This is a genomic window from Streptomyces sp. NPDC002537 (assembly GCF_053594975.1).
Genome location: NZ_JBSFWT010000095.1, coordinates 1 through 26,445, shown reverse-complemented (window position 1 = coordinate 26,445; position 26,445 = coordinate 1). Strand labels below are relative to the sequence as shown.

Genomic DNA, 26,445 nt, shown 5'->3' with positions numbered 1-26,445 from the left:
GTGTCGCCTGGTTATTTTTTATGTTTGTGGGGACGGGCTGAATTCAGCCCGTCCGGCGTTTGAGGACACCGCGCGTCAGCGCGGTCGGGGGTCTGGGGGACTCCCCAGGTGGGCGAGGGCCACGCCCAGTGCCCCGTCCGGCGGTGTCGCGACCGTCGGCGGGATGCCCGTCCCGTCGTACGTCGTGCGGTGGTCGGCCGCGCTCAGGTACTCCTCGTTCGGGAGCCAGAACCGCCAGCCGTTCGGCAGTGTCCGCTCCAGCCGGTCCGAGAACAGCCCCTGCGTGTTCTCCCCGACGAGCACCGGTGCCGGGCCGCGGCCCAGCAGCGCCTGGGTGAGGGTCTCGCCCGCGCTGATCGTCAGCCGGCTGGTGAGGACGGCCAGCGGCCCGGTGTGGACCGGGCCCCGGTGCGGGCGCACCGCGATCGGTTCGGCGGGTGTGAACTTCCGTGGGTCCCGGGCGTCGTTCCGCGCGTGCTTGAGATAGGCCGGGTACGGCCGCGCGGTCAGCCGTTCGGCGACGTCCAGGGCGAGGCGGTCGGAGCCGCCGCCGTTGAGCCGCAGATCGAGGACCAGACCGCGCAGGGCGTCCGGGCCGCTCGTCCGGTCGGGGGCGAACACCTCGTCCAGGGCCTTGGTGAGGGTGGCCCTGTCGGCCTCGTAGGTGTTCCCCTTGGCGTAGTCCTGGAACGTGGTGATGCGGAGGAAGCCGATCCGGCCGGGCAGCTCGGCGTAGGTGATCTGCCCGTCCGCCCAGGCCCGTTGGCCCTTGCCGCCGGCCGCCTCGACGCTCTCGGCGACGGCCCGGCCGATACGGTTCCGCTCCTGCTTGTCGGGGAGGACGGTGTCCTCGCGGTGCCCGCTGAAGAAGCCTTCGGGGTGCTGCGGGTCGACCCGGCCGGTGTGCCCGTCGTGGAGCGGCCGGATCATCTCCGCGAGGGCCGAGAACAGCTCGTCCTTGCCGGTCGTGGCGGTGATCTTCGGCCGGTAGCGGTCCCGCACGGCGTTCCAGTCGATGTGCCGCGCGGCGAAGAAGGGGTAGTTCTCGGCGTAGGTCTGCCAGAAGGTGTCGAAGACCTTCCGCGGGTCCGCGTCCGGGCTCGGCCCGGTGGTGGTGCGGCAGTCCGCGGGCAGCGCGGCGATCCGGCGCAGTGTGCGGTGGCCCACGTCGTCGCCGAACGCCAGCACCGCCCGGTCGCGGCCCTTCGGCGTCACCGTGACGGGTGCCTCGCCGTCCTGGCGGAACGGCCCGGTGGTGTCCGTGCGGGCGGCCGTCAGCTCGCCGGGCAGACAGCCGGCGGACGTGGTCTCGTACGTGCGCAGCGTGCGGCCGCCGCCCGCGAAGGCGACGACCGTGCCGTAGCCGTCCATGCGCCAGGTGCCGTCGAGCGCCGCCGGGCGGGGCGCGGTGCCGGGGCCGCGGGCGACCGCGCTCCCGGTGCCCATGGCGGTGGTCAGGGCGACCGTCGCGGCGAGGAGGAGCGCCGCGGCGCGGGGAGTACGGCTTCGGACGGACATGCGGACCTCGCGGGTGTGCGGGCTGGCGTGATGCGAAAAGCCTGCCGGTCGCGGGGGCGCGGGCGCCATGGAGAGGTCACCCGGAGCGGTGGTGGGGCTGTCCCCAGGAACCCTGACGGGGGTGGCCGTCGCGGGCGGGCCCCGGAACCTCGTATGGTCGTATCCGTGTTGGAGGAGATGCGGATCCGGTCCTTGGGCGTCATTGATGACGCGGTGGTCGAGCTGTCGCCCGGTTTCACCGCGGTGACGGGGGAGACCGGCGCGGGCAAGACCATGGTCGTCACCAGCCTCGGTCTGCTGCTCGGCGGGCGCGCCGACCCCGCGCTGGTGCGCGTCGGCGCCAAGACCGCGGTCGTCGAGGGGAGGATCACCGTCGACCGCCGGTCGCCCGCGGCCGTACGGGCGGAGGAGGCGGGCGCCGAACTCGACGACGGCACGCTGCTGATCAGCCGCACCCTCTCCGCGGAGGGACGCTCGCGGGCCCATGTGGGCGGCCGGAGCGTGCCCGTGGGCCTGCTCGGCGAGCTGGCCGACGACCTCGTGGCGGTGCACGGACAGACCGACCAGCAGGGGCTGCTGCGGCCCGCCAGGCAGCGCGCGGCCCTCGACCGCTACGCGGGCGACGCCGTGGCCGTGCCGCTCGCCAAGTACGCCGGGGCCTACCGCAGGCTGCGCGCCGTCGCCGCCGAGCTGACCGGGCTGACCACGCGGGCCCGCGAGCGGGCGCAGGAAGCGGACCTGCTGCGCTTCGGCCTCGACGAGGTCGCCGCCGTCGAGCCGCTGCCCGGCGAGGACACCGAGCTGGCCGCCGAGGCGTCCCGGCTCGGGCACGCCGAGGCCCTCGCCTCCGCCGCCACCGTCGCGCACGCCGCCCTCGCAGGGAACCCCGAGGACCCCGAGGGCATCGACGCCGCCACCCTGGTCGCCGGGGCACAGCGCGCCGTCGAGGCCGTACGCTCCCACGACCCGGCACTCGCCGGGCTCGCCGACCGGATCGGCGAGATCGGCATCCTGCTCGCCGATGTGGCCGGGGAGCTCGCGAGTTACGCCTCCGACCTGGACGCGGACCCGCGGCGGCTCGCCGCCGTGGAGGAGCGGCGCGCGGCCCTGTCGCACCTGACGCGCAAGTACGGCGCGGACATCGCGGGCGTCCTCGCCTGGGCGGAGGAGAGCGCCGGCCGCCTCGGCGAGCTGGAGGGCGACGACGAGCGCATCGCCGGACTGACCGCCGAACGGGACGCGCTGCGCGCCGAACTCGGCGACCTGGCACAGGCACTGACCGACGCCCGGACCGAGGCGGCGGAACGCTTCGCCGAGGCCGTCACCGAGGAACTCGCCTCCCTCGCCATGCCGCACGCGCGGGTGTCCTTCGCGATCCGGCAGACGGAGGTGCCGGAGGCGGACGCCGCCGACGGCATCGAGGTCGGCGGGCGGGCCGTCACCTACGGGCCGCACGGCGCCGACGAGGTCGAGCTGTACCTCGCCCCGCACCCCGGCGCCCAGCCGCGGCCCATCGCCAAGGGCGCCTCGGGCGGTGAGCTGTCGCGTGTCATGCTCGCCGTCGAGGTGGTCTTCGCGGGCTCCGACCCCGTGCCCACCTATCTCTTCGACGAGGTCGACGCCGGGGTCGGCGGCAAGGCGGCCGTCGAGGTCGGCCGCCGGCTGGCCCGCCTCGCGCAGTCCGCGCAGGTCGTGGTCGTCACCCACCTCCCGCAGGTGGCCGCCTTCGCGGACCGCCACCTCGTCGTCGAGAAGACCCACGAGGGCTCGGTGACCCGCAGCGGCGTCCAGGCGATGGAGGGGGAGGCGCGCATCCGCGAGCTGTCCCGCATGCTGGCGGGCCAGGAGGATTCCCGCCTGGCGCGGGCTCATGCCGAGGAATTGCTGGCGGCGGCTCGGGGGGTTTGACCGGGGCGCCGAGCTTCGGCTGCGGGCCGGTTCGCCCTGTTGCCTTAGCCATGTTGTCGCGATCGGGGGCGCGGATGGCGCCGAGAATCACCTATGTGAGTGAATCCGCGGATACGTGGGCGAGATAACGCGGCCAACCTGCGAGACGGTGGTGCCCGGATGTCGGTGCCGGCTGGCATCCTGGGCGCGGCACCGCAGCGCCCCCTCCTCGCCCGACGCCACATTCAGGAGCTTCACCCGCGTGAGCAGCACACCCGCCTCGCCGCACGGGCGCCCACCCCTGCACGCAGTGCAAGTGCTGGGCGGGGGCGGCTCGGGCAGCGGGCCGCACGTGCGCTCCCTCGCCGCCGGGCTCGTCGCCCGGGGGCTGCGGGTCACGGTGTGCGCGCCGCGCCGCACGGGGGAGGGGTACGGCTTCACGGGCGCCGGGGCCGTCGGCGGCGCCTCCTTCGCACCGCTGCGCACCGGCCCGGACGCCCTGGCCGTCGCCCGCATCCGGGCGGCGACGGCGGGCGCGGACGTGGTGCACGCGCACGGCCTGCGGTCGGGGGTGCTGGCCGCGCTCGCGCTGCGGGGGCGGCGCACGCCCCTGGTCGTCACCTGGCACACGAGGGCGCGCGCGGCGGGCGCACGCGCCCAGTTCGTCCGGCTGATGGAGCGGAAGGCGGCCCGCACGGCGGCCGTGGTCCTCGGGGTGACCTCGGAACTCGTCGACCGCGCCCGGCTGCGCGGCGCGCGGGACGCCCGGCTGGCCCCGGTCGCGGTGCCCGCGCCGCGCCCCGCCCCGGAGGACGACGAACCGTCACGGCACAAGGCCCGCGCCGAACTCGGCGCCGTGGCCCGGCCCCTGCTGGTCACCGTCGGCCGACTGGAACCGGACCGGGGCCACGGCCCCCTGCTGGACGCGGCCCGCTCCTGGCGCGCGCTGGACCCGGAGCCGCTGCTGATCGTGGCGGGCGAGGGCCGCGAACGGCCGCTCCTGCAGCGCCGCATCGAGGCGGAGGGCCTGCCGGTCCGCCTCGTGGGCCACCGCGACGACGTACCGGACCTGCTCGCGACGGCCGACGTCGCGATCCTGTCCAGCCGCTGGGAGGCCCGCTCCGTGCTCGCCCAGGAGGCGCTGCACGCGGGCGTCCCCCTGGTGGCCACCGCCGTCGGCGGCGTCCCCGACCTGGTCGGCGACGCCGCCGAACTCGTCCCGTACGGGGACGCCACCGCGCTGGCCGCGGCCGTGAGCCGGCTGCTCGCCGACCCGGGCCGGAGGGCGGAGCTCACGGCGGCGGGACGGGCGCAGGCGGCCACGTGGCCGTCGGAGGACGACACGGTGGCGCATGTCCTGAGCGTGTACGACGAGCTGAGCCGGCGGCGCTAGCCGTGGCGCTGGCCGCTGGGCGAGTGCGGGGTTCCTCGGCTGCGGGTCGTTTGCCGCCTGTGGCGGGAGCGCCCTGCGGGCGCGTCCTCAAACGCCGGACGGGCTGGATGTGCGGGCGTTGTCTGTAGTTTGCGGGCCGCAGGTCAAAGTGCCACGGTCCGTGGAATCCAGCCCGTCCGGCGATTGAGGACACCGCGCGGAGCGCGGTCCGGGGTGGCCGGGCCGCACCCGGGCACAGGACCAGGGCGGAGCCCGAGCCGCGGGCTGGGGAAGAGGGCCTAGCCCAGGCCTAGCCCACGTGTCTGCGCGCCCGTAGCGCCAGGTTCAAGGAGAGTGTCGTCTGCGGGTCCTCCAGGTCCGTGCCGAGGAGGCGGGCGATGCGGGCCAGGCGGTCGTAGAGGGTCTGGCGGTTGAGGTGGAGCGCGCGGGCCGTCTCCGCCTTGCGGCCCGCGTGGGCCAGATATGTCTCCAGGGTGGGCAGCAGCACCGGGCGTGCCGTGCGGTCGTGGGCGACGAGCGGCCCGATCACCCGGTCCACGAACGCCGCCAGGTCGCCCTGCGTCCGCAACCGCCACAGCAGCACGTCCACGTCCAGCTGCCGCACGTCGTGCCAGGGCCGGTCCGGCAGGCCCCGGGCCGCCGTCGCCGCCTCCGCCGCGTGCCGCAGGCCCGCCCCGGCCGCCGCCCACCCGGTCGGCGCCCCGGCCACCACCACCGGCTGCCGGAGGCCCGCCCGCGCCACCCCGGACCGCAGCGCTCCCGCCACCCGCCCCGCGACCGCGGACCGCTCCGCCTCGTCCCGCAGGCCCACCAGCAGGGGTATCCGCCCCTCCGGCAGCCGTACGCCCAGCAGCACCGGTACCCCCACCCCGGCCAGTTCCTCCTGCACCGCGCACGCCAGCGCCGCCCAGCAGTCCGCGGGCACCAGGTCCGTCGGCAGTTGCAGCACCACCGGCAGCAGCGGCCCCGGGCCCGGCCGGAAGCCCAGCACCCGGGCCTGGGCGGGGGCGTCCGCGGCGTCGACCCGGCCGTCCGCGAGGTCGGACAGGAAATCGCCCCGGCCGCGCGCCGCCAGCTCCTCCTCCTGCCGCGCCCGGAGCAGGACGACGGCCAGCAGCCCGGCCGCGCGGTCCGCCGCGATCCGGTGCACGGGCGCCAGCGGGGCGTTCACCGGGAGCACGGTCAGCCGGGCCCGCACCGCGTCCGGACCGGGGCCCCGGCCGGGGATGTCCGTGGTCAGCGCACCCGCGAGCGCCGTGTCCCGCAGCCCCTCCCACACCTGGAGCGGATCGGCGGCGCCCGCCCGGCCCGCGGGCCCGGCCGCGTACAGCAGCCGCCCGTCCGGCGTCTGCAGGAAGACCGGGTTCCCGGCGAAGCCCGCGAACAGCCGCAGCACCTCCGGCACCCCGCCCCCGCCCAGCAGCACCTCCGTGCACTGCCGGTGCACCTCCTCGGCGCGTTGCAGCAGGGCGTAGTGCTCGTTGACCAGCTCGGTGTGGATCTCCTCGGTCACCGCGACGAACGGCACCTCCCGGTGCAACTGCACCAGCGGCAGCCCGTACGAACGGGCTGTGTCCACGACCGCGGCGGGCAGCGTCGCGAACCGCGCGCCCAGCTCGACCACCAGCGCCGCGATGTCCCGCTCCGCCAGTCCGCGGACGAAACCGCGCTGCTCCGCCGGGCGGCTGCCCAGCCCGAGACCGGTGGTCAGCAGCAGCTCGCCGCCCTTGAGGAGCGCGGCGATGTTCGGCGCCTCGCCCGCGTGCACCCAGCGCACCGGCCGGTCCAGCCGGTCGCCCGCGGCCAGCACCTCCGGCAGGCCCCTGCGCAGGGCGGGCAGCTCCAGCGCCCGCGCCACCGTGATCGTCCCGTGCGCTTCCATGACCGGAACCTACTCGGACCGCCCCCGGCCGGGCCACCGTCCGCCGTCGCCACGGGGACCGTAGGCGCCGCACGGCGCCGCCCCTACCCTGTCCGGCATGACCGCAGCCCCCGAGAGCCCCGAGTCCGCGTCGCCCCACATATCCCGGGAACCCGGCCCGGCCGACCCCGCCGCCGTCCAGCGGCACACCGTCCGGGTACTGATGACGGCACAGGTCGCCGCGGGCATCGGCATGGGCTCGATGATCTCCTCCGGCGGGATACTCATCGAGCACCTCACGGGCTCCGAGGCCGTCGCCGGGTTCGGCACCACCCTCACCACCCTCGGCGCCGCCCTGCTCTCCGTCCCCCTGGCCACGCTCTCCCGGGCCCGCGGGCGCCGCGCCGGACTCCGCACCGGCTGGCTGGTCGCCGCCGTCGGAGCGCTGACCGTACTCCTGGCCGCCGGGGCGCGCCTGCCGCCGCTGGTGCTGCTCGGCATGCTGCTCATCGGCGCCGGCACCGCCGCCAACCTCCAGTCCCGCTACGCGGCCACCGACCTCGCACCGCCCCGCTCCCGGGCACGGGCGCTGTCCCTCGTCGTCTGGTCCACCACCGTCGGCAGCGTCCTCGGGCCCAACCTCAGCGGCCCCGGCGCCGCCGTAGGCCGCGCGCTCGGGGTGCCCGAGGCCGCGGGCACCTTCGCCTTCTCCCTCGTCGCCTTCGCCGCGGGCGCGGCGATCGTCCACGTACGGCTGCGCCCCGACCCCCTGCTGTCGGCCGCCGGGAACGCCGCCGGGAACACCGCCGGAGCCCCCGGCGAGGCCGCCGCCCGGGTCCGGTTCCGTACCCGAATGGGCGGAGCCCTGCGTCATGTGTCGGCATCACCCTCGGCACTGACCGGGCTGACCGCACTGGTCCTCGGGCACGCCGTGATGGTGTCCGTGATGACGATGACGCCCATTCATCTCTCGCACCACGGCGCTTCGTTGAGCCTCGTCGGCTTCACCGTCAGCCTGCACATCGCCGGGATGTACGGCCTGTCACCGCTGGTGGGACGGCTGACGGACCGGATCGGCCGGGTGCCGGTGATCCTGCTCGGGCAGGTGGTCTACGTGGCCGCGACCCTGCTCGCGGGCACCGCGGGCGACCGCCGGTGGGCGATCACGGCCGGGCTGCTGCTCCTCGGCATCGGCTGGTCCTGTGCGACCGTCGCCGGGTCCACCCTGCTCAGCGAGTCCGTCGACGCCGAGCACCGGGCGGAGGTCCAGGGCCTCTCCGACACCCTGATGAACCTGGTGGGCGCGGCGGGCGGGGCGCTCTCCGGCGGCCTGGTCGCCGCCGCGGGCTACGGCGGCCTCAACGCCGCCGCAGCCGTGCTGGTCCTCCCCGTCAGCGCCGCCGCGCTGTACTTCGCCCTCCGGAACCCGGAGCGGCGCCGGCCCCCCGGCCCCTAGCCCCCGAAGGCGCTCGACGCGGTGAGCCGCAGCGCCGTGTCGATCAGCGGCACGTGGCTGAACGCCTGCGGGAAGTTCCCCACCTGCCGCTGGAGCCGCGGGTCCCATTCCTCCGCGAGCAGCCCCAGGTCGTTGCGGAGCGCCAGCAGCTTCTCGAACAGCTGCCGCGCCTCGTCGACCCGGCCGATCATCGCCAGGTCGTCGGCGAGCCAGAACGAACAGGCCAGGAACGCCCCCTCGTCGCCCTCCAGCCCGTCCACGCCGCACTCGTCCCCGGCCGTCGGGTAGCGCAGGACGAAGCCGTCCGGGGTCGACAGCTCCCGCTGGATCGCCTCGATGGTGCCGATGACCCGCTTGTCGTCGGGCGGCAGGAAGCCCATCTGCGGGATCAGCAGCAGGGAGGCGTCCAGCTCCTTCGACCCGTAGGACTGGGTGAAGGTGTTGCGCTCCTTGTCGTACCCCTTCTCGCACACGTCCCGGTGGATGTCGTCGCGCAGCTCGCGCCACCGCTCCAGCGGGCCGTCCACGTCGCCGGACTCGATGAGCTTGATGGTGCGGTCCACCGCCACCCAGGCCATGACCTTGGAGTGCACGAAGTGGCGGCGCGGGCCGCGGACCTCCCAGATGCCCTCGTCCGGCTCGTTCCAGTGGTCCTCGAGGTAGCCGATCAGGCGGAGCTGGAGCAGCGAGGCGTAGTCGTTGCGGGCCAGGCCCGTCATATGGGCCAGGTGCAACGCCTCGGTGACCTCGCCGTAGACGTCCAGCTGGAGCTGGCCCGCCGCGCCGTTGCCGATCCGCACGGGCGAGGAGTTCTCGTAGCCCGGCAGCCACGGCAGCTCCGCCTCGCCGAGCTCCCGCTCCCCGGCGATCCCGTACATGATCTGCAGGTTCTCCGGGTCGCCCGCGACCGCGCGCAGCAGCCACTCGCGCCAGGCGCGGGCCTCCTCGCGGTAGCCGGTGCGCAGTAGCGAGGAGAGGGTGATCGCCGCGTCCCGCAGCCAGGTGAAGCGGTAGTCCCAGTTCCGGGAGCCGCCGATGTCCTCGGGCAGCGAGGTGGTCGGCGCGGCCACGATGCCGCCCGTCGGCGCGTAGGTGAGCGCCTTGAGCGTGATCAGCGAACGGACGACGGCGTCCCGGTAGGGGCCGTGGTACGTGCAGTGCTCGACCCAGTCCCGCCAGAAGTCCTCCGTGGCCACCAGCGAGCCCTCGGGGTCGGGCAGTGCCGGGGCCTCGTGGTGCGAGGGCTGCCAGCTGATCGTCAGGGCCACCCGCTCACCGGGGGCGACGGTGAAGTCGGAGTACGTGGTGAGGTCCTTGCCGAAGGTCTCGGCGGCGGTGTCCAGCCACACCGAGTCGGGCCCCGCCACGGCCACCGTGCGGTCGCCGACCTTGTGCACCCAGGGCACGACCCGCCCGTAGGAGAAGCGCATCCGCAGCGCGGAGCGCATCGGCACCCGGCCGCTGACCCCCTCCACGATCCTGATCAGCTGGGGCGCGCCGTCGCGCGGCGGCATGAAGTCGATCACCCGCACGGTGCCGCGCGGGGTGTCCCACTCGGATTCGAGCACAAGGGAATCCCCCCGGTACCGGCGGCGGTCGGCCCGCGGTGGCGCCGCCCCCGAGGGATGCGCCGGGCCCACCCGCCAGAAGCCGTGCTCCTCCGTGCCGAGCAGACCGGCGAACGCGGCATGGGAGTCAAAGCGGGGGAGACACAGCCAGTCGGCCGTGCCGTCCCGGCAGACCAGGGCAGCGGTCTGCATGTCACCGATCAGTGCGTAATCCTCGATACGCCCGGCCACGTCATCTCCAGTCGAACGGCCACGTGACCCCGAAGGGTCCCCACTGCGGTCAAGCGATCTTTAGACGAGCTCTTGTTCCGGGAAATGGCGGGGATGGTGCCGTGCCGGCCGGCTCGCTGCGTGTGTCCGAGCAGGATACGACGCGGAGTTGGTGCGACGCGCGACGGTTGGCGGACGAATCTGAGCCGAATGGGTGGCCTGTGACACCGCCTGTGACACCACCCGGGATGCCGCCCTCGGAGCGGGCCGGACGGGGGTCCCGGAGGCACCCCGGAACGGCCCCCGAGCAGCCCCGGAGGAGCCCCCGAGCAGCCCCCGGACCGGGGGCGACGCGTCAGCGGACGCGTTCGCGCCGGGGCGCTGATACCCTGGTACCCCGTGGACCGGTGGGCGCAAGACCCCCCAACCGCAGCGACGGCACCCCCGAATGAAACCGGGTGATCGCCGATACGCACCTCACCTCGCGACCACGGGAGCCCCCCTTTGGCCATTGCCGCAAAGCCCACGACGACCAAGCACCTCTTCGTCACGGGGGGTGTCGCCTCCTCGCTCGGCAAGGGGCTGACCGCCTCCAGCCTGGGCGCGCTGCTCAAGGCGCGGGGTCTGCGGGTCACGATGCAGAAGCTCGACCCGTACCTCAACGTCGACCCGGGCACGATGAACCCGTTCCAGCACGGTGAGGTCTTCGTCACCAACGACGGAGCCGAGACCGACCTGGACATCGGTCACTACGAGCGCTTCCTCGACGTGGACCTCGACGGGTCCGCCAACGTCACCACCGGCCAGGTCTACTCCACCGTGATCGCCAAGGAGCGGCGCGGCGAGTACCTGGGCGACACCGTGCAGGTCATCCCGCACATCACCAACGAGATCAAGCACCGCATCCGGCGCATGGCGACCGACGACGTCGATGTCGTCATCACCGAGGTCGGCGGCACCGTCGGCGACATCGAGTCGCTGCCGTTCCTGGAGACGGTCCGTCAGGTCCGCCACGAGGTCGGCCGCGACAACGTCTTCGTCGTGCACATCTCGCTGCTGCCCTACATCGGCCCCTCCGGCGAGCTGAAGACCAAGCCGACCCAGCACTCCGTCGCCGCGCTGCGCAACATCGGCATCCAGCCCGACGCGATCGTGCTGCGCGCCGACCGCGAGGTCCCCACCGCCATCAAGCGCAAGATCTCGCTGATGTGCGACGTGGACGAGGCCGCCGTGGTCGCCGCCATCGACGCCCCGTCGATCTACGACATCCCGAAGGTCCTGCACACCGAGGGCCTGGACGCCTATGTCGTCCGCAAGCTGGACCTGCCGTTCCGCGACGTGAACTGGACCCAGTGGGAGGACCTGCTGGACCGCGTCCACAACCCCGCGCACGAGGTCACCGTCGCGCTCGTCGGCAAGTACATCGACCTGCCCGACGCCTACCTGTCGGTCACCGAGGCCATCCGCGCCGGCGGCTTCGCCAACCGCGCCAAGGTCAAGGTCAAGTGGGTCGCCTCCGACGACTGCAAGACCCCGGCCGGTGCGCAGAAGCAGCTCGGCGACGTCGACGCGATCTGCGTCCCGGGCGGCTTCGGCGACCGCGGCGTGAACGGCAAGGTCGGCGCGATCACCTACGCCCGCGAGAACAAGGTCCCGCTGCTGGGCCTCTGCCTGGGCCTCCAGTGCGTCGTCATCGAGGCCGCGCGCAACCTGGCGGGCATCGAGGGCGCCAACTCCACCGAGTTCGACCCGGCCACCGCCAACCCGGTGATCTCCACCATGGCCGAGCAGCTGGACATCGTCGCCGGCGAGGGCGACATGGGCGGCACCATGCGCCTGGGCATGTACCCGGCCAAGCTCGCCGAGGGCTCCATCGTCCGCGAGGTCTACGACAACGAGCCCTACGTCGAGGAGCGCCACCGCCACCGCTACGAGGTCAACAACTCCTACCGCGGTGAGCTCGAGAAGGCCGGCCTGGTCTTCTCCGGCACCTCCCCCGACAACAAGCTCGTCGAGTACGTCGAGTACCCGTGCGACGTGCACCCCTACCTGGTCGCCACCCAGGCGCACCCGGAGCTGCGCTCCCGCCCGACCCGCCCGCACCCGCTCTTCGCGGGCCTGGTGAAGGCGGCCGTCCAGCGCAAGCAGGGCTGACCTATACGGTTGCCGGGGTGAGGGGCCTGCCGGGCCCCCACCCCGGTTTTCTGTTTTCTGGAGGACGTAGCAATGGGCATCAAGGACACCCCCGAGGAGTGGCGGGTCACCGCGACCGCGACCCCCTTCGTCGGCAACAAGACCAGCGTGCGCACGGACGAGGTGGTCATGCCGGACGGTTCCACCGTCAAGCGCGACTACCAGGTGCACCCGGGCTCGGTGGCCGTCCTCGCCCTCGACGAGCAGGACCGGGTACTGGTGATCAGGCAGTACCGGCACCCGGTGCGCCAGAAGCTCTGGGAGATCCCCGCCGGGCTGCTCGACATCCCCGGTGAGAACCCGCTGCACGCCGCCCAGCGCGAGCTCTTCGAGGAGGCGCACGTCAAGGCGGAGGACTGGCGGGTGCTGACCGACGTCTACACCACGCCGGGCGGCTGCGACGAGGCGGTCCGGGTCTTCCTGGCGCGGGGTCTGTCCGAGGCCGAGGGGGAGCGGTTCGAGGTCTCCGAGGAGGAGGCCGACATGGAGCTCGCCCGGGTGCCGCTGGAGGAACTGGTACGGGGCGTCCTGGCGGGCGAGCTGCACAACAACTGCCTGGTGGTGGGGGTCATGTCCCTCGCCGCCGCACTGGCCGGCGGCGAGGCCGGCCTGGCGGCCCTGCGCCCGGCGGACGCGGCGTGGCCGGCCCGGCCGTTCGAGGCGTAGCCCTTCGCCGCGTTGTCCTCGAACGCCGGACGGGCTGATGTGCCGGACCGTGGGCTTTGATCCGCGGCCCGCAGGCTACGGACCACCGTCCGCAAGACCAGCCCGTCCGGCGTTCGAGGACGCTCCCGAAGGGAGCTCCCGCCGCAGGCGGCAATGGTTCGGATCCAATCCGAATAGGTGATCTTCAACAGGGCGGCACCCGATGTCCGGGCCCCCACCGGGAGGTGAACTAGGCTCAGGACATGGAGACCGGAGTGTTCGTCGGGCGCCGCCGCGAGTTGGAGGAGCTGCGGGCCGACATCGACCGCACCGGGCTCGACACCCTCGCCGGCCGCAAGGCACCCCGCAGCAGGGTCCTCCTGATCGCCGGCCGCCCCGGCTCCGGCCGCACGGCACTCGCCGAGGAGCTCGCCCGCCGCCTCGCGGCCGACTACCCCGACGGCATCCTCCGCGCCCGCCTCACCGGCGCCGACGGCGAGCCCGTCCCCACCGAACGCACCGCACGGGCCCTGCTCACCGCCATCGGCGCGCCCGTGCCCGCCGGTGCCGAGGAGGACGAGCTGACGGCCGCCCTGCGCACCGCGCTCACCGGGCGGAAGGCCCTGTTGCTCCTCGACGACGCCGCGGGCGCCGAGCAGGTGGACCCGCTGCTGCCGGACGAGCCCGACTGCCTGGTCGTGGCCGTCTCCCGCGGGCCGCTCACCGGTGTGCCCGACGTACGGCCCTGCACCCTCGGCGGCCTGGACACGGCGGCCGGGGTCGAGCTGCTGGAACGGTACGCCGGGCCGACCCGGATCACCTGCGACCCGACGGCCGCGAGCGCCGTCGTCGAGGAGTGCGGCGGCCAGCCCGCGGCGCTCGTCCTGGTCGGCGGCCTGCTGGCGGCCTGCCCCAAGCTCTCCGTCGTCGACGTCGCCACCCGGCTGCGCGAGCTGCCGCCCGCCGAGGACTGCGACAGCGCGGGCCGTACGGTGGCGCGCGCCTTCCGGCTCGCGTACGAGGCGATGCCCGCCTCCCCCGCCCGGATCCTGCGCCTGCTGGCACTGGCCCCCGCGGGCGCGGCCGACGCGCACACCGCCTCCGCGCTGGCGGGCTGCACGGTGGCCGCCGCGCAGACCGCGCTGGACGACCTCGTGGCCCGCGGCATGCTGCGGACCGAGCCCGCGGCCGTCCGGCTGCCGCCGCAGTACTGGGTGCCGGGCTGCCTGATGCGGCAGCTGCGCGTACTGCTGGAGGCCCAGGAGCGGCCCGCCGAGGTCGAGTTGGCGCGGGCCCGGATGCTGGAGCGGACGGTCCGTCAGCTGCACTCGTGCCGGGCGACGGCCGCGACGGGCGACCCGCTGACCCGCAAGCGCCTCGCCGAACTGCCGCGGCCCCTGCGCTTCCCGTCGCCCGCGGCCGCTGAGGAGTGGCTGCGCGGGCGGCTCCCCGCGCTGCTCGCGGCGGCCCGGCTGGCGGTGCGGGACGGCGGGCTCGACACCCTCGCGCGGCGGCTGGTCTCCGCGCTGACCAGGGCGCTGACGGCCCACCTGGGGGCGGAGGAGGCGGGCCCCGAGCTCTACGGCCTGCACCAGCTCGTCCTGGACGTGGCGCGGCGCTGCGAGATGCCGCTGGAGAAGGCGGCCGCCCTGCTCAACCTCGGCGACCTGGACGCCCGCGCCGGCCGCACCCGGACCGCGCTCGGCCGCTACCGGGAGGCGCTGGACTCGGCGCGGGACGCGGCCGACCCGTACGCCACCAGCCGGTCCCTGGAGTCGATCGCCGCCGCGCACCAGGAGCTGGGCGACTGGCAGCGGGCCGCCGACTGGTACCGGCGGGCGCTGGAGCTGCGCCTGACGCGGAGTGAACTCGCCGACGAGGCAAGGGTGTACGGGCGGCTCGGGGCCGTGCACACCTATGCGGGCCAGTGGGGCGAGGCGCTGCGCGACTGGCGCGCGGCGGCGGCCGCGTACCGCAGGCTGCGCGACCTGCCGGGGCACGCCCGCGCGCTGAGCGAGGTCGCCCGGGTGCAGGAGTACGCGGGGCGGTCGCAGGACGCGCTGCGCACCTGCCTGGAGGCGGTCGAGTGCGCGCGGCAGGCGGGCGACGTCCGGCTGCAGGCGGCCGTCCGGCTGCGGATGGCGGACACGCTGGAGCGGCTGGGCGACCCCACGGCCGCGGAGCCGCACCGCGAGGAGGCCGGGCGGCTGCTGGCGGCCGGTGCCACGGCGCCGTCGGGCCCCGCCGGAGAGGTGATATCGACCCTTTCCTCCGTCGCTCCGACTGCTCGGCGCGAGCCCCCATCAACCGAGGGTTACCTACGAAATCAGTAGTCGATCGTCAGAAGATTGGCGCTTTGCAAGGCTAGACAGGGCGACATCCTTCATTAGACTGGTTGGGCCGCGGTCGCCGCGGTCTGCTCTGGTGTGCCCCGGCATTCCCGGAATAGCCTGTCATTCTCTGATTTAGGACCGTGATCGACGTGAAGGTCGGCATCCCCCGCGAGGTCAAGAACAACGAGTTCCGCGTGGCCATCACGCCCGCCGGCGTGCATGAGCTCGTGCGCAACGGCCACCAGGTCTACGTGGAGCAGGGCGCCGGTGTCGGCTCCTCCATCACGGACGCCGAGTACACGGCCGCGGGCGCGAACATCCTGGAGACCGCGGACGAGGTCTGGGAGACCGCCGACCTCCTCCTGAAGGTCAAGGAGCCGATCGCCGAGGAGTACCACCGCCTCCGCAAGGGCCAGACCCTCTTCACGTACCTGCACCTCGCCGCCTCCCGCGAGTGCACCGACGCGCTGCTCGAGTCCGGCACCACCGCGATCGCGTACGAGACCGTCGAGACCGCGGGCCGTGCCCTGCCGCTGCTCGCCCCGATGTCCGAGGTCGCGGGCCGGCTGGCCCCGCAGGTCGGCGCCTACCACCTGATGCGCGCGGCCGGCGGCCGCGGCGTGCTGCCGGGCGGCGTCCCGGGTGTCGCCGCGGGCAAGGCCGTCGTCATCGGCGGCGGCGTCTCCGGCTGGAACGCCGCGCAGATCGCCGTCGGCATGGGCTTCCACGTCACCCTGCTCGACCGCGACATCAACAAGCTCCGCGAGGCCGACAAGATCTTCGGCACCAAGGTGCAGACGATCGTCTCCAACGCCTTCGAGCTGGAGAAGGCCGTCGTCGAGGCCGACCTCGTCATCGGCGCCGTGCTGATCCCGGGCGCCAAGGCCCCCAAGCTGGTCACCAACGAGCTCGTCGCCAAGATGAAGCCCGGAAGTGTACTTGTCGACATTGCGATCGACCAGGGCGGCTGCTTCGAGGACTCCCGGCCGACCACCCACGCGGAGCCGACCTTCGAGGTCCACGACTCGGTCTTCTACTGCGTCGCCAACATGCCGGGCGCCGTGCCGAACACCTCCACCTACGCGCTGACCAACGCCACGCTGCCTTACATCGTGGAGCTGGCCAACCGCGGCTGGAAGGACGCGCTGCGCCGCGACGCCGCGCTCGCCAAGGGCCTCAACACCCACGAGGGACAGGTCGTTTACGGCCCCGTCGCCGAGGCGCACGGCCTGCCGTACATCGAACTGAGCGACCTCCTCGGCTGAGTCGTCAACACGACACGCCAGGAATGCGCACCCGGCCGGGCCTTGCCGAGCAAGGCCCGGCCGGCCCGTTTCCGCCCGGTTTCCCGGCCGTTTCGGTGACCCGCGAAACTTCAGGGTCGCGGGTCGCACACCCTTGACAGATGGGTGTTCGATTGCCGACACATCGTGCCGTCTCCGGCGGATTGTGTTGCTGCGGACCGCCGACACGCCATAGAGTCGCCAACCGTCGGCATGGTGCAACGCTGACCTATCTAGATGTTTCCTGGTCACCAAGGAGGTAGGACGACTTGTGAATGAGTCGACATTTGCTCCCGGGGGTGGTCACCCAGGAATGTCTGCGCAGGGCCAGAGTCCCAGGGGACTCGAAGCTGTCGGCTCCGTCGCTGTCCACACCTTCGCGGCACACCAGAACATCCAGAGCACACCGACAGCCCACCAGAGCATGGACGGCCATCACGTGAACGCCATGGCCGGCGACCGCGGCGGAGCGGATTCCGCCCGGCTCGCCGACTACGAGGACGTGCCCGAGGGGCACTTCTACGACCCTGACGCGGAGTACGAGCCCGACCCCGAGTACGCGGCCACCCTCGCGCCCGACGCTGCCCGGCAGCGCCGCGAGCGCATCGGCCCGACCGGGCGTCCCCTGCCGTACTTCCCCATCCCCGGTCCGCTGACCGACCACGGCCCCGCGAAGATCATCGCGATGTGCAACCAGAAGGGCGGGGTCGGCAAGACCACCTCGACCATCAACCTGGGCGCGGCACTCGCGGAGTACGGACGCCGGGTGCTGCTCGTCGACTTCGACCCGCAGGGCGCGCTCTCGGTCGGCCTCGGCGTCAACCCGATGGAGCTCGACCTGACGGTCTACAACCTGCTCATGGAGCGGGGCATGGCGGCCGACGAGGTGCTCCTGAAGACGGCCGTGCCCAACATGGACCTGCTGCCCAGCAATATCGATTTGTCAGCGGCCGAGGTCCAGCTCGTCAGCGAGGTCGCGCGCGAGTCGACGCTGCAGCGCGCCCTGAAGCCGCTGCTGGCCGACTACGACTACATCGTGATCGACTGTCAGCCCTCGCTCGGTCTGCTCACCGTCAACGCCCTGACGGCGGCTCACAAGGTGATCGTCCCGCTGGAGTGCGAGTTCTTCGCGCTGCGCGGCGTGGCCCTGCTCACCGAGACGATCGAGAAGGTCCAGGAGCGGCTCAACCCCGACCTGGAGCTCGACGGCATCCTCGCCACCATGTACGACTCGCGGACCGTGCACAGCCGCGAGGTCCTGGCGCGCGTGGTCGAGGCCTTCGACGACCACGTCTACCACACGGTCATCGGCCGTACGGTCCGCTTCCCGGAGACCACGGTCGCGGGCGAGCCGATCACCACGTACGCGTCCAACTCCGTGGGCGCCGCCGCCTACCGTCAGCTGGCCAGGGAGGTGCTCGCCCGGTGTCACGCCGAGTGAGTCTGCCCGGCGCCGACGAACTGTTCCGCACCACCGGGGGAAGCGGGCTGCAGTCCTCCACCCCCCGCAGACAGTCGGCGGCCGACGCGGCCCCCCGCGTCCCCGGCCCGGCCGCCGAGCCCGAGTCCGCGGAGGGCGGCGACGGCCAGGCCGAGCACGGCGGGCGTGCCGCCGCGGGCACCGACCGGGAGGCCGCGGGCGAGCGGCGGCCCGCCGCCGCGGCGCAGGAGCGCACCGTCGGCCGGGGCGAGCCCGTCGCCCCCGCGCAGGGCCGCCGCCGCGGCCGGGCCGCCAACCGCCGCCCCAGCGGCCGCGAGCGCCACGACGAGAAGATCACCGTCTATGTCTCCGCCGAGGAGCTCATGGACCTCGAACACGCCCGGCTGGTGCTGCGCGGCGAGCACGGACTCGCCGTCGACCGCGGCCGGATCGTCCGGGAGGCCGTCGCCGTCGTCCTCGCCGACCTGGAGTCGCGGGGCGACGCGAGCATCCTCGTGCGCCGCCTGCGCGGCCGCTGAGCGCTTTCGCCGATAGCCTGCCCGTCCGTAGTGCGGGACCGCCCCACGGCGGCCCCCTACGGCCCCACAGGCCCGTGCAGGTGTGTACGTGCCCGTGGGGCAGCCCCCGTACCGCCACGCGAACCACTGGACAGCGACGCCACCCGATGCCCGCCCCGCACACCCGCCGAACCCTGGGCCACGGCCCCGGAGGGGCGCTGCCCGCCGACACCGACGACGGCGGTGCCGGGGCGCCCGCGACCCCGGAACAGGGCACCCCGGAAGCGCGCGACGGCCGGTTCACCATTCACCTCCACAACTTCGAGGGCCCCTTCGACCTGCTGCTCCAGCTGATCTCCAAGCACAAGCTGGACGTCACCGAGGTGGCCCTGTCCAAGGTCACTGACGAGTTCATGGCGCACCTGCGTGCCATGGGCCCGGACTGGGACCTCGACCAGACCACCGAGTTCCTGGTGGTGGCCGCGACCCTGCTGGACCTCAAGACGGCCCGGCTGCTGCCCGCTGCCGAGGTCGAGGACGAGGCCGACCTCGCCCTGCTGGAGGCCAGGGACCTGCTCTTCGCCCGGCTCCTCCAGTACCGCGCGTACAAGAAGATCGCCGACATCTTCGGGGAACGGCTGGCCGCCGAGGAGCGCCGCCACCCCCGTACGGTCGGCCTGGAGCCCCACCATGCCGAGCTGCTGCCCGAGGTCGTCCTCGGCATCGGCGCGCAGGGGCTCGCCGAGCTCGCCGTCAAGGCGATGCGGCCCCGCGCCGAGCCGCAGGTGTACACCGAGCACATCCACGCGCCGCTGGTCAGCGTCCAGGAGCAGGCGCAGGTGGTGGTGGCCCGGCTGAGGTCGGCCGGGCGGGCCAGCTTCCAGCAGCTCGTCGAGGGCGCCCCCGACACCCTGACCGTCGTGGCCCGCTTCCTGGCACTGCTGGAGCTCTACCGCGAGCGCGCCGTCGCCCTCGACCAGGACGAGGCCCTGGGCGCCCTGACGGTCCACTGGACGGGCACCGGCGAGGACGCACCGCTGGTGACCGACGAATTCGACCGCGAGACGACGGCCGGCGAGGCCGGGGAGGCGACAGCGTGACGCAGACGCAGGGGAATGCCACCGAGGCCGACGAAGCCACCGGTGCCACGGAGACGGCGCCCGCCGGGACGCGGGACGTCGCCGGGCTCGACCTCAAGCCCGCGCTGGAGGCCGTCCTCATGGTGGTCGACGAGCCCGTCGCCGAGGAGTACCTCGCCCGGGTCCTGGAGCGCGGCCGCCGCGAGGTGGCCGACGCGCTGCGCGAGCTGGCCGACGAGTACACCGTCCAGCGGCGCGGTTTCGAGCTGCGGAACGTGGCCGGGGGCTGGCGTTTCGCCGGTCGCGCGGAGTACGCCGACGCCGTCGAGGCCTTCGTCCTGGACGGCCGCCAGGCCCGGCTGACACAGGCCGCGCTGGAGACCCTGGCCGTTGTCGCGTACCGTCAGCCGGTCAGCCGTTCGCGGGTCTCCGCCGTACGCGGGGTGAACTGCGACGGCGTCATGCGCACCCTCCTCCAGCGCGGTCTGGTGGAGGAGACGGGGACGGAACCCGAAACAGGTGCGATCCTGTACAGGACGACGAACTACTTTCTGGAGCGAATGGGCCTGCGGGGCCTGGACGAGCTCCCGGAGCTCGCGCCCTTCCTCCCCGAGGCGGACGCGATCGAGGGCGACACTCAGGAAGGTGTGCCGTCGTTCGATCCGGACGCACCGGACACCGAAGCGGACGACAAGACGGAACTTTGATGCGAAGCAGCGGCAGGAACAGCGGAAGCGGCAACCGGGACGACCGGGGCGGGCGAGGCGGATCTCCCCGTCCGGCCTCCGGTGGCGGGCGCTCGGGCGGCGGTCGTTCCGAGGGCGGCCGCTTCGACGGCCCGCGCTCGGGCGGTGGCCGCTCCGGCGGTGGACGTCCCGAGGGCGGCCGCTCCGGCGGCGGTCGTCCTGAGGGTGGTCGCTCCGGCGGTGGCCGCTTCGACGGCCCGCGCTCGGGCGGCGGGCGCCCGGGCGGTGGCCGCTCCGAGGGCGGCCGTTACGACGGCGGACGCCCCGGGGACCGGCGCGACGACCGCCGTGACGACCGGCGCGATGGCCGTCGTGATGACCGTCGTGATGACCGGCGCGACGACCGGCCGCAGGAGCGTCCGCGCCGGCCGCGCCCGGAGGAGCGCCGCTACGACGTGGGCCCCGACGCCGAGCGCACCCGCAACGGTGCCACCAGTGGTCGTACCACCGGCCCCACCAGCGGTCGCGGCGCCTCGGCCCGCGGCGGTGCCAAGGGCGGCCCCCGCAGGAGCTCCACGGCCGGTTCCGGCGGCCGCAGCAGCGGCCCCGCCCGCGGCCACGGCTACGCTCCGGCCCGCCCGCGCGAGCTCGACGCCAAGATCGAGGAGCGCAACCGCGAGCGGCACAACAAGCCGCAGGTCAAGACGCCCAAGACCTTCCCCGGCGCCGAGCAGGAGGGCGAGCGTCTGCAGAAGGTGCTGGCCCGCGCGGGCATGGGCTCGCGGCGCGCCTGCGAGGAGCTCGTCGAGCAGGCCCGTGTCGAGGTCAACGGCCAGATCGTCACCGAGCAGGGCCTGCGGGTCGACCCGGACAAGGACGAGATCAAGGTGGACGGCCTGACCGTCGCCACCCAGTCGTACCTGTTCTTCGCGCTCAACAAGCCCGCGGGCGTCGTCTCCACCATGGAGGACCCCGACGGCCGCCAGTGCCTCGGCGACTACGTCACCAACCGCGAGACCCGGCTCTTCCACGTCGGCCGCCTCGACACGGAGACCGAGGGCATCATCCTGCTCACCAACCACGGCGAGCTGGCCCACCGCCTGACGCACCCCCGGTACGGCGTCCAGAAGACCTACCTGGCCGCCATCACCGGCCCGCTGCCGCGCGACATCGGCAAGCAGCTGAAGAACGGCATCCAGCTGGAGGACGGCTACGCCCGCGCCGACAACTTCCGGGTCATCCAGCAGACCGGCAAGAACTACCTCGTCGAGGTCACGCTGCACGAGGGCCGCAAGCACATCGTCCGCCGCATGCTCGCGGAGGCCGGCTTCCCGGTCGAGAAGCTCGTCCGCACGTCCTTCGGCCCCATCGCCCTCGGCGACCAGAAGTCGGGCTGGCTGCGCCGTCTGACGAACACCGAGGTCGGCATGCTCATGCGCGAGGTCGACCTGTAGGTCGCGCAGGCCGCGCACAGGTCCCGCACGCGGGACGGACGCCGGACGGGCCGCACCAGCGGTCCGCCCGGCGTTCTCGTGCGTCAGGACCAGACCGCGAGCCCCGTCGCCCGTCCGTCCTCGTCGCGCTGGATCTCCATCATCCCGTCCACCGCCTCGCGGTTGATCCGGCCGAACACGTGCGGGAAGAGAGTCCCGGGGGCCACCCCGGGCGGCGGCGCGGGGTCCGCCGCCTCCCACCGCACCATCACGTCCAGCTTGTGCTCGTCGATCAGCAGCACCATCAGCGGGCCGGGGGTCTCGCGGTAGAAGGCGGAGGCCACCGCGAGGGTCGTCTCCTCGTCGGGAGAGCAGTGCACGAAGCCCTCTTCGGAGAGGGAGGCGGGGGAGTACGGGCGGTCGGGCACGGCCAGCCAGTCGTCCAGGGGCACCACGTGGTAGATCATGTACGTGGTTGTACCGGACGCGGGCCCGTCAGTCCCGGAGGGCGGCCGCCCGGACGGCCGCGGGAGCGGGTGACTAGGCTGGCCGGGCACGCTCCGTACCCCGTTCCGCGCTCTCCGCGAGGACACCGCCCTCCGCAAGGACACCGCCAGTGAGAACCGCCCTCGTCATCGGCACCGGACTGATCGGCACCTCGGTCGCGCTCGCCCTCCAGAGCCGTGGCGTCCAGGTCCACCTCACGGACCACGACCCCGACCGGGCCCGTACGGCCGCCGCCCTCGGCGCGGGCACGGACGAGGAGCCCGAGGGCCGCGTCGACCTCGCCGTCGTCGCCGTGCCGCCCGCGCACGTCGCGGCCACCCTCGCCGAGGCCATCCGCGCCGGGCGCGCCCGCGGCTACCTCGACGTCGCCAGCGTCAAGGGCGGCCCCCGCCGCGACCTGGAGGCGCTCGGCTGCGACCTCACCGGCTACCTCGGCACACACCCCATGGCGGGCCGTGAGCGCTCCGGCCCGCTGGCCGGGACCGCCGACCTCTTCGAGGGCCGTCCGTGGGTGCTCACCCCCACCCGCGAGACCGACACCGAGGTCCTCAACCTCGCCCTCGAACTGGTCGCCCTGTGCCGGGCCGTCCCCGTCGTCATGGACGCGGACGCCCACGACCGGGCCGTCGCCCTCGTCTCGCACACCCCGCAGCTGGTCTCCAGCATGGTCGCGGCCCGCCTCCAGGACGCCGACGAGACCGCCGTGCGGCTGTGCGGCCAGGGCATCCGCGACGTGACCCGTATCGCGGCCTCCAGCCCCGAGATGTGGCTGGACATCCTCTCCGCCAACCCCGGCCCCGTCGCCGACATCCTCTCCGCCGTCGCCGCCGACCTCGACGAGACCGTCCGGGCCCTGCGCGCCCTGGACTCCGCCGACAAGGAGGACCGCGAGGACGGCGCCGCCGGCATCGAGGACGTCCTGCGGCGCGGCAACGCGGGCCGCAGCCGGGTCCCCGGCAAGCACGGCGCGGCCCCCGCGGCGTACGAGAGCGTGACCGTCCTGATCGGCGACCAGCCGGGCGAGCTCGCCCGGATCTTCGCCGACGCGGGCCGGGCGGGCGTCAACATCGAGGACGTCCGCATCGAGCACGCCACCGGCCAGCAGGCGGGCCTGATCCAGCTGATGGTCGAGCCGCGCGCGGTGTCCGGCCTGGTCGCGACGTTGAAGGAGCGCGGCTGGTCGATCCGGCAGTAGGCCCGGCGAGAGTACGGGCGGTGAGCCAGTAACCTTGTCTGAGGCTGTATAGGACTCACCGTCCGTACCGCCGGAAAAATCCCCACCCCGTGCACGAGGAAGGTGTCTGACACCGTGAACAACGTCGGCAATGCCGTATCCGCCGCCCGGAGCGCACCGGCAGCAGTCGTCGTCGGCATCGACGGTCCCTCCGGCACGGGCAAGTCCAGCACCTCCAAGGCCGTGGCGGCCAAGCTCGGGCTGAGCTACCTGGACACCGGCGCCCAGTACCGGGCGATCACCTGGTGGATGCTGACCAACGGCATCGACGTCCGCGACGCCGCGGCCGTGGCCGCCGTCGCGGACAAGCCGGAGATCGTCTCCGGCACCGACCCGTCCGCGCCGACCATCACGGTCGACGGGGCCGACGCCGCCGGGCCCATCCGCACCCAGGAGGTCACCTCCGCGGTCAGCGCGGTCAGCGCCGTCCCCGAGGTGCGCACCCGGCTGACCGAGCTCCAGCGGGCCATAGCCGCGGCCGCCCCGGACGGCATCGTGGTCGAGGGCCGGGACATCGGCACCACCGTGCTGCCCGACGCCGACCTCAAGATCTTCCTGACCGCGTCGGCGGAGGCCCGCGCCGCCCGCCGCAGCGGCGAGCTCAAGGGCAAGGAGGCCACCGACCTGGCCGCCACCCAGGCCGCCCTGATCAAGCGGGACGCGGCCGACTCCGGCCGCAAGACCTCGCCGCTCGCCAAGGCGGACGACGCGGTCGAGGTGGACACCACCGAGCTGACCCTGGACCAGGTCATCGAGTGCGTGGTGACCCTCGTGGAGGAGCGCCGGAGTGGGACCGGGAGTGCGTGAAGCGGTCGGCGTGACGGCCTCCGCGTCCGGTGCCGCCGTCGGCCGACGGATCGGTATCGGCCTCATGTACGGGCTGTGGAAGCCCCGTGTGCTGGGCGCCTGGCGGGTGCCCGCCACGGGGCCCGTCATCATGGCGGTCAACCACTCCCACAACATCGACGGTCCGATGCTGATGGGCACCGCGCCCCGGCCCGTGCACTTCCTGATCAAGAAGGAGGCGTTCGTCGGCCCGCTGGACCCCTTCCTGCGCGGCATCGGGCAGCTGAAGGTCGACCGCACCACGGCCGACCGCACCGCGATCACCGGGGCGCTGGAGGTCCTGGACCACGGCGGCGTCCTGGGGATCTTCCCCGAGGGCACCCGGGGCGAGGGCGACTTCGCCTCGCTCCGCGCGGGCCTGGCCTACTTCGCCGTACGGTCGGGGGCGCCCATCGTGCCGGTGGCCGTGCTCGGCAGTGCCGAGCGGCGGAGCCGGGTCGTGCAGGGGCTGCCGCCGCTGCGTTCCCGGGTCGACGTCGTCTTCGGGGACGCCTTCGAGGCCGGCGACGGCAGCGGCAGGCGCACCCGCAAGGCGCTGGACGAGGCGACCGTGCGCATCCAGGAGCGGCTCGCCGCGCACCTGGCGGACGCCAAGCGGCTGACCGGCCGCTGAACGAGACTTGAGTAGCGGACCACCCGTGGTCCGCCGATGACCACCACGCGGCGGGAGCCGCAATGGAAGAACCGAGGAACGGACTTCATGAACGACCAGATCCACTCCGGCGACGAGCACGGTGAGCTTGGCGACGCCGAGTTTGCGGAGTTCATGGAGCTCGCGGCGCAGGAGGGCTTCGACGCCGAGGAGATCGAGGGCGCCCTGGAGGAGGCGGGCCACGGCCCGCTGCCCCGGCTCGCCGTCGTCGGCCGCCCCAACGTCGGCAAGTCGACCTTGGTGAACCGCATCATCGGCCGCCGCGAGGCCGTCGTCCAGGACAAGCCCGGCGTCACCCGCGACCGCGTCACCTACGAGGCCGAATGGGCCGGCCGCCGCTTCAAGGTCGTCGACACCGGCGGCTGGGAGCAGGACGTGCTCGGCCTGGACGCCTCCGTGGCCGCGCAGGCCGAGTACGCCATCGAGGCGTCCGACGCGGTCGTCTTCGTCGTGGACGCCACCGTCGGCGCCACCGACACCGACGAGGCCGTCGTCAAGCTGCTGCGCCGGGCCGGCAAGCCCGTCGTGCTCTGCGCCAACAAGGTCGACGGCCAGTCCGGCGAGGCCGACGCCGCCGCCCTGTGGTCCCTGGGCCTCGGCGAGCCGCACCCGATCTCCGCCCTGCACGGCCGTGGCACCGGCGACATGCTGGACGCGGTGCTGGAGGCGCTGCCCGAGGCGCCCGCACAGACCTTCGGCGGCGCCGGGACCGGCGGGCCGCGCCGCATCGCCCTGATCGGCCGCCCCAACGTCGGCAAGTCCTCCCTGCTCAACAAGGTCGCGGGCGAGGAGCGGGTCGTCGTCAACGAGCTGGCGGGCACCACCCGCGACCCGGTCGACGAGCTGATCGAACTGGGCGGCGTGACCTGGAAGTTCGTGGACACCGCCGGCATCCGCCGCCGCGTCCACCTCCAGGAGGGCGCGGACTACTACGCCTCGCTGCGCACCGCGGCGGCCGTGGAGAAGGCCGAGGTCGCCGTCATCCTGATCGACTGCAGCGAGTCGATCAGCGTCCAGGACCAGCGCATCATCACGATGGCCGTCGAGGCCGGCCGCGCGATGGTGATCGCGTTCAACAAGTGGGACACGCTGGACGAGGAGCGCCGCTACTACCTGGAGCGCGAGATCGAGACCGAGCTCGGTCAGATCGCCTGGGCGCCGCGGGTCAACGTCTCGGCGCGCACGGGCCGCCACATGGAGAAGCTCGTCCCGGCGATCGAGACGGCGCTGGCGGGCTGGGAGACCCGCATCCCGACCGGGCGGCTGAACGCCTTCCTCGGCGAGATCGTGGCCGCGAACCCGCACCCGGTCCGCGGTGGCAAGCAGCCCCGCATCCTCTTCGGCACGCAGGCGGGCACCAAGCCGCCGCGCTTCGTCCTCTTCGCCTCGGGCTTCCTGGAGGCGGGCTACCGCCGCTTCATCGAGCGCCGCCTGCGCGAGGAGTTCGGCTTCGAGGGCACCCCGATCCACATCTCGGTCCGGGTGCGCGAGAAGCGCGGGCGCAACAAGAAGTAGGGCGCGCGGGCGGACCGGCCGGGGGTCCGGGGGTTGCCCCCGGGCAGGCACGGCGCGCGGGCGCAACAAGAAGTAGTCAGACGGCAAGGAGCGGTCCGACGGCCGGGCCCGGGGGCCCGGATTTCGTCGCGGGGCATTCGATCGGTGAGATTGCTGCGGCGCATGTGGCGGGGGTGTTCTCGTTGGGGGATGCCTGTCGGCTGGTGGC

20 protein-coding genes are annotated in these 26,445 nt (G+C 73.7%); 16 read left to right on the top strand and 4 right to left on the bottom strand.

Annotated features, from left to right (window positions below):
* Nucleotides 1-75: 75 nt before the first annotated feature.
* Nucleotides 76-1,518: a S41 family peptidase gene (locus ACWD4A_RS30290; RefSeq protein ID WP_451198801.1), complete on the bottom strand. Its 1,443-nt coding sequence runs from the start codon at nucleotides 1,516-1,518 to the stop codon at nucleotides 76-78.
* Between the two features lie 153 nt (nucleotides 1,519-1,671).
* Between ACWD4A_RS30290 and recN the strand changes: the two genes are divergently transcribed.
* Complete coding sequence (recN, locus tag ACWD4A_RS30285) at nucleotides 1,672-3,426, top strand: DNA repair protein RecN (RefSeq protein WP_451198799.1); 1,755 nt, start codon at nucleotides 1,672-1,674, stop codon at nucleotides 3,424-3,426.
* Nucleotides 3,427-3,667: 241 nt separating this feature from the next.
* Entirely contained in the window at nucleotides 3,668-4,798 is a 1,131-nt protein-coding gene (locus ACWD4A_RS30280) for a glycosyltransferase family 4 protein (protein ID WP_451198798.1), read from the top strand.
* Between the two features lie 289 nt (nucleotides 4,799-5,087).
* Here the strand turns inward: ACWD4A_RS30280 and ACWD4A_RS30275 are convergent, their stop codons facing one another.
* The gene (locus tag ACWD4A_RS30275) at nucleotides 5,088-6,680 is read right to left on the bottom strand and encodes a PucR family transcriptional regulator (protein WP_451198795.1); all 1,593 of its coding nucleotides are present in this window, start codon (nucleotides 6,678-6,680) and stop codon (nucleotides 5,088-5,090) included.
* 97 nt (nucleotides 6,681-6,777) lie between these two features.
* On the opposite strand from ACWD4A_RS30275, the gene ACWD4A_RS30270 reads away from it, so the two are divergent.
* A complete protein-coding gene (locus ACWD4A_RS30270; RefSeq protein WP_451198794.1) occupies nucleotides 6,778-8,115 on the top strand; it encodes an MFS transporter in 1,338 nt (445 codons plus the stop codon).
* Here the strand turns inward: ACWD4A_RS30270 and ACWD4A_RS30265 are convergent.
* Nucleotides 8,112-9,914, bottom strand: a complete 1,803-nt coding sequence (locus ACWD4A_RS30265; protein ID WP_451198792.1) for a glycoside hydrolase family 15 protein — start codon at nucleotides 9,912-9,914, stop codon at nucleotides 8,112-8,114. The two genes, ACWD4A_RS30270 and ACWD4A_RS30265, sit on opposite strands and share 4 nt — an antisense overlap.
* Nucleotides 9,915-10,397: 483 nt before the next feature.
* Between ACWD4A_RS30265 and ACWD4A_RS30260 the strand changes: the two genes are divergently transcribed.
* From ACWD4A_RS30260 to ACWD4A_RS30220, 9 genes are all read left to right on the top strand, one after another.
* On the top strand, nucleotides 10,398-12,047 hold the full coding sequence (locus tag ACWD4A_RS30260) for a CTP synthase (protein ID WP_451198791.1): 1,650 nt from the start codon (nucleotides 10,398-10,400) through the stop codon (nucleotides 12,045-12,047).
* Between the two features lie 72 nt (nucleotides 12,048-12,119).
* Entirely contained in the window at nucleotides 12,120-12,752 is a 633-nt protein-coding gene (locus ACWD4A_RS30255; protein WP_451198789.1) for an NUDIX domain-containing protein, read from the top strand.
* Between the two features lie 242 nt (nucleotides 12,753-12,994).
* Complete coding sequence (locus ACWD4A_RS30250) at nucleotides 12,995-15,064, top strand: tetratricopeptide repeat protein (RefSeq protein WP_451198788.1); 2,070 nt, start codon at nucleotides 12,995-12,997, stop codon at nucleotides 15,062-15,064.
* 149 nt (nucleotides 15,065-15,213) lie between these two features.
* Nucleotides 15,214-16,329, top strand: a complete 1,116-nt coding sequence (ald, locus tag ACWD4A_RS30245; protein WP_451198805.1) for an alanine dehydrogenase — start codon at nucleotides 15,214-15,216, stop codon at nucleotides 16,327-16,329.
* Nucleotides 16,330-16,660: 331 nt separating this feature from the next.
* A complete protein-coding gene (locus ACWD4A_RS30240; protein WP_451198786.1) occupies nucleotides 16,661-17,788 on the top strand; it encodes a ParA family protein in 1,128 nt (375 codons plus the stop codon).
* Nucleotides 17,773-18,306 carry a hypothetical protein gene (locus ACWD4A_RS30235; RefSeq protein ID WP_451198785.1) on the top strand — a complete coding sequence of 178 codons (534 nt, stop codon included), beginning with the start codon at nucleotides 17,773-17,775 and terminating at the stop codon, nucleotides 18,304-18,306. Before ACWD4A_RS30240 ends, ACWD4A_RS30235 begins: the two co-directional genes overlap by 16 nt.
* Before the next feature lie 146 nt (nucleotides 18,307-18,452).
* A complete protein-coding gene (locus ACWD4A_RS30230) occupies nucleotides 18,453-19,385 on the top strand; it encodes a segregation and condensation protein A (RefSeq protein WP_451198784.1) in 933 nt (310 codons plus the stop codon).
* Entirely contained in the window at nucleotides 19,382-20,071 is a 690-nt protein-coding gene (scpB, locus tag ACWD4A_RS30225; protein ID WP_451198783.1) for an SMC-Scp complex subunit ScpB, read from the top strand. Before ACWD4A_RS30230 ends, scpB begins: the two co-directional genes overlap by 4 nt.
* Nucleotides 20,071-21,504 (top strand): pseudouridine synthase, encoded by a 1,434-nt coding sequence (locus tag ACWD4A_RS30220; RefSeq protein ID WP_451198781.1) that lies wholly within the window; start codon nucleotides 20,071-20,073, stop codon nucleotides 21,502-21,504. The genes scpB and ACWD4A_RS30220 overlap by 1 nt, the downstream gene beginning before the upstream one ends.
* A gap of 83 nt (nucleotides 21,505-21,587) precedes the next feature.
* Here the strand turns inward: ACWD4A_RS30220 and ACWD4A_RS30215 are convergent, their stop codons facing one another.
* A complete protein-coding gene (locus ACWD4A_RS30215; RefSeq protein WP_451198780.1) occupies nucleotides 21,588-21,950 on the bottom strand; it encodes a DUF952 domain-containing protein in 363 nt (120 codons plus the stop codon).
* A gap of 149 nt (nucleotides 21,951-22,099) precedes the next feature.
* On the opposite strand from ACWD4A_RS30215, the gene ACWD4A_RS30210 reads away from it, so the two are divergent.
* The 4 genes from ACWD4A_RS30210 to der all read left to right on the top strand — a co-directional run bounded on the left by ACWD4A_RS30210 (nucleotide 22,100) and on the right by der (nucleotide 26,237).
* Nucleotides 22,100-23,185 (top strand): prephenate dehydrogenase, encoded by a 1,086-nt coding sequence (locus ACWD4A_RS30210; RefSeq protein ID WP_451198778.1) that lies wholly within the window; start codon nucleotides 22,100-22,102, stop codon nucleotides 23,183-23,185.
* A gap of 102 nt (nucleotides 23,186-23,287) precedes the next feature.
* The gene (cmk, locus tag ACWD4A_RS30205; RefSeq protein WP_451198777.1) at nucleotides 23,288-24,031 is read left to right on the top strand and encodes a (d)CMP kinase; all 744 of its coding nucleotides are present in this window, start codon (nucleotides 23,288-23,290) and stop codon (nucleotides 24,029-24,031) included.
* A gap of 64 nt (nucleotides 24,032-24,095) precedes the next feature.
* The gene (locus ACWD4A_RS30200) at nucleotides 24,096-24,683 is read left to right on the top strand and encodes a lysophospholipid acyltransferase family protein (protein ID WP_451198804.1); all 588 of its coding nucleotides are present in this window, start codon (nucleotides 24,096-24,098) and stop codon (nucleotides 24,681-24,683) included.
* A gap of 87 nt (nucleotides 24,684-24,770) precedes the next feature.
* The gene (der, locus tag ACWD4A_RS30195; RefSeq protein ID WP_451198775.1) at nucleotides 24,771-26,237 is read left to right on the top strand and encodes a ribosome biogenesis GTPase Der; all 1,467 of its coding nucleotides are present in this window, start codon (nucleotides 24,771-24,773) and stop codon (nucleotides 26,235-26,237) included.
* Nucleotides 26,238-26,445 lie beyond the last annotated feature (208 nt).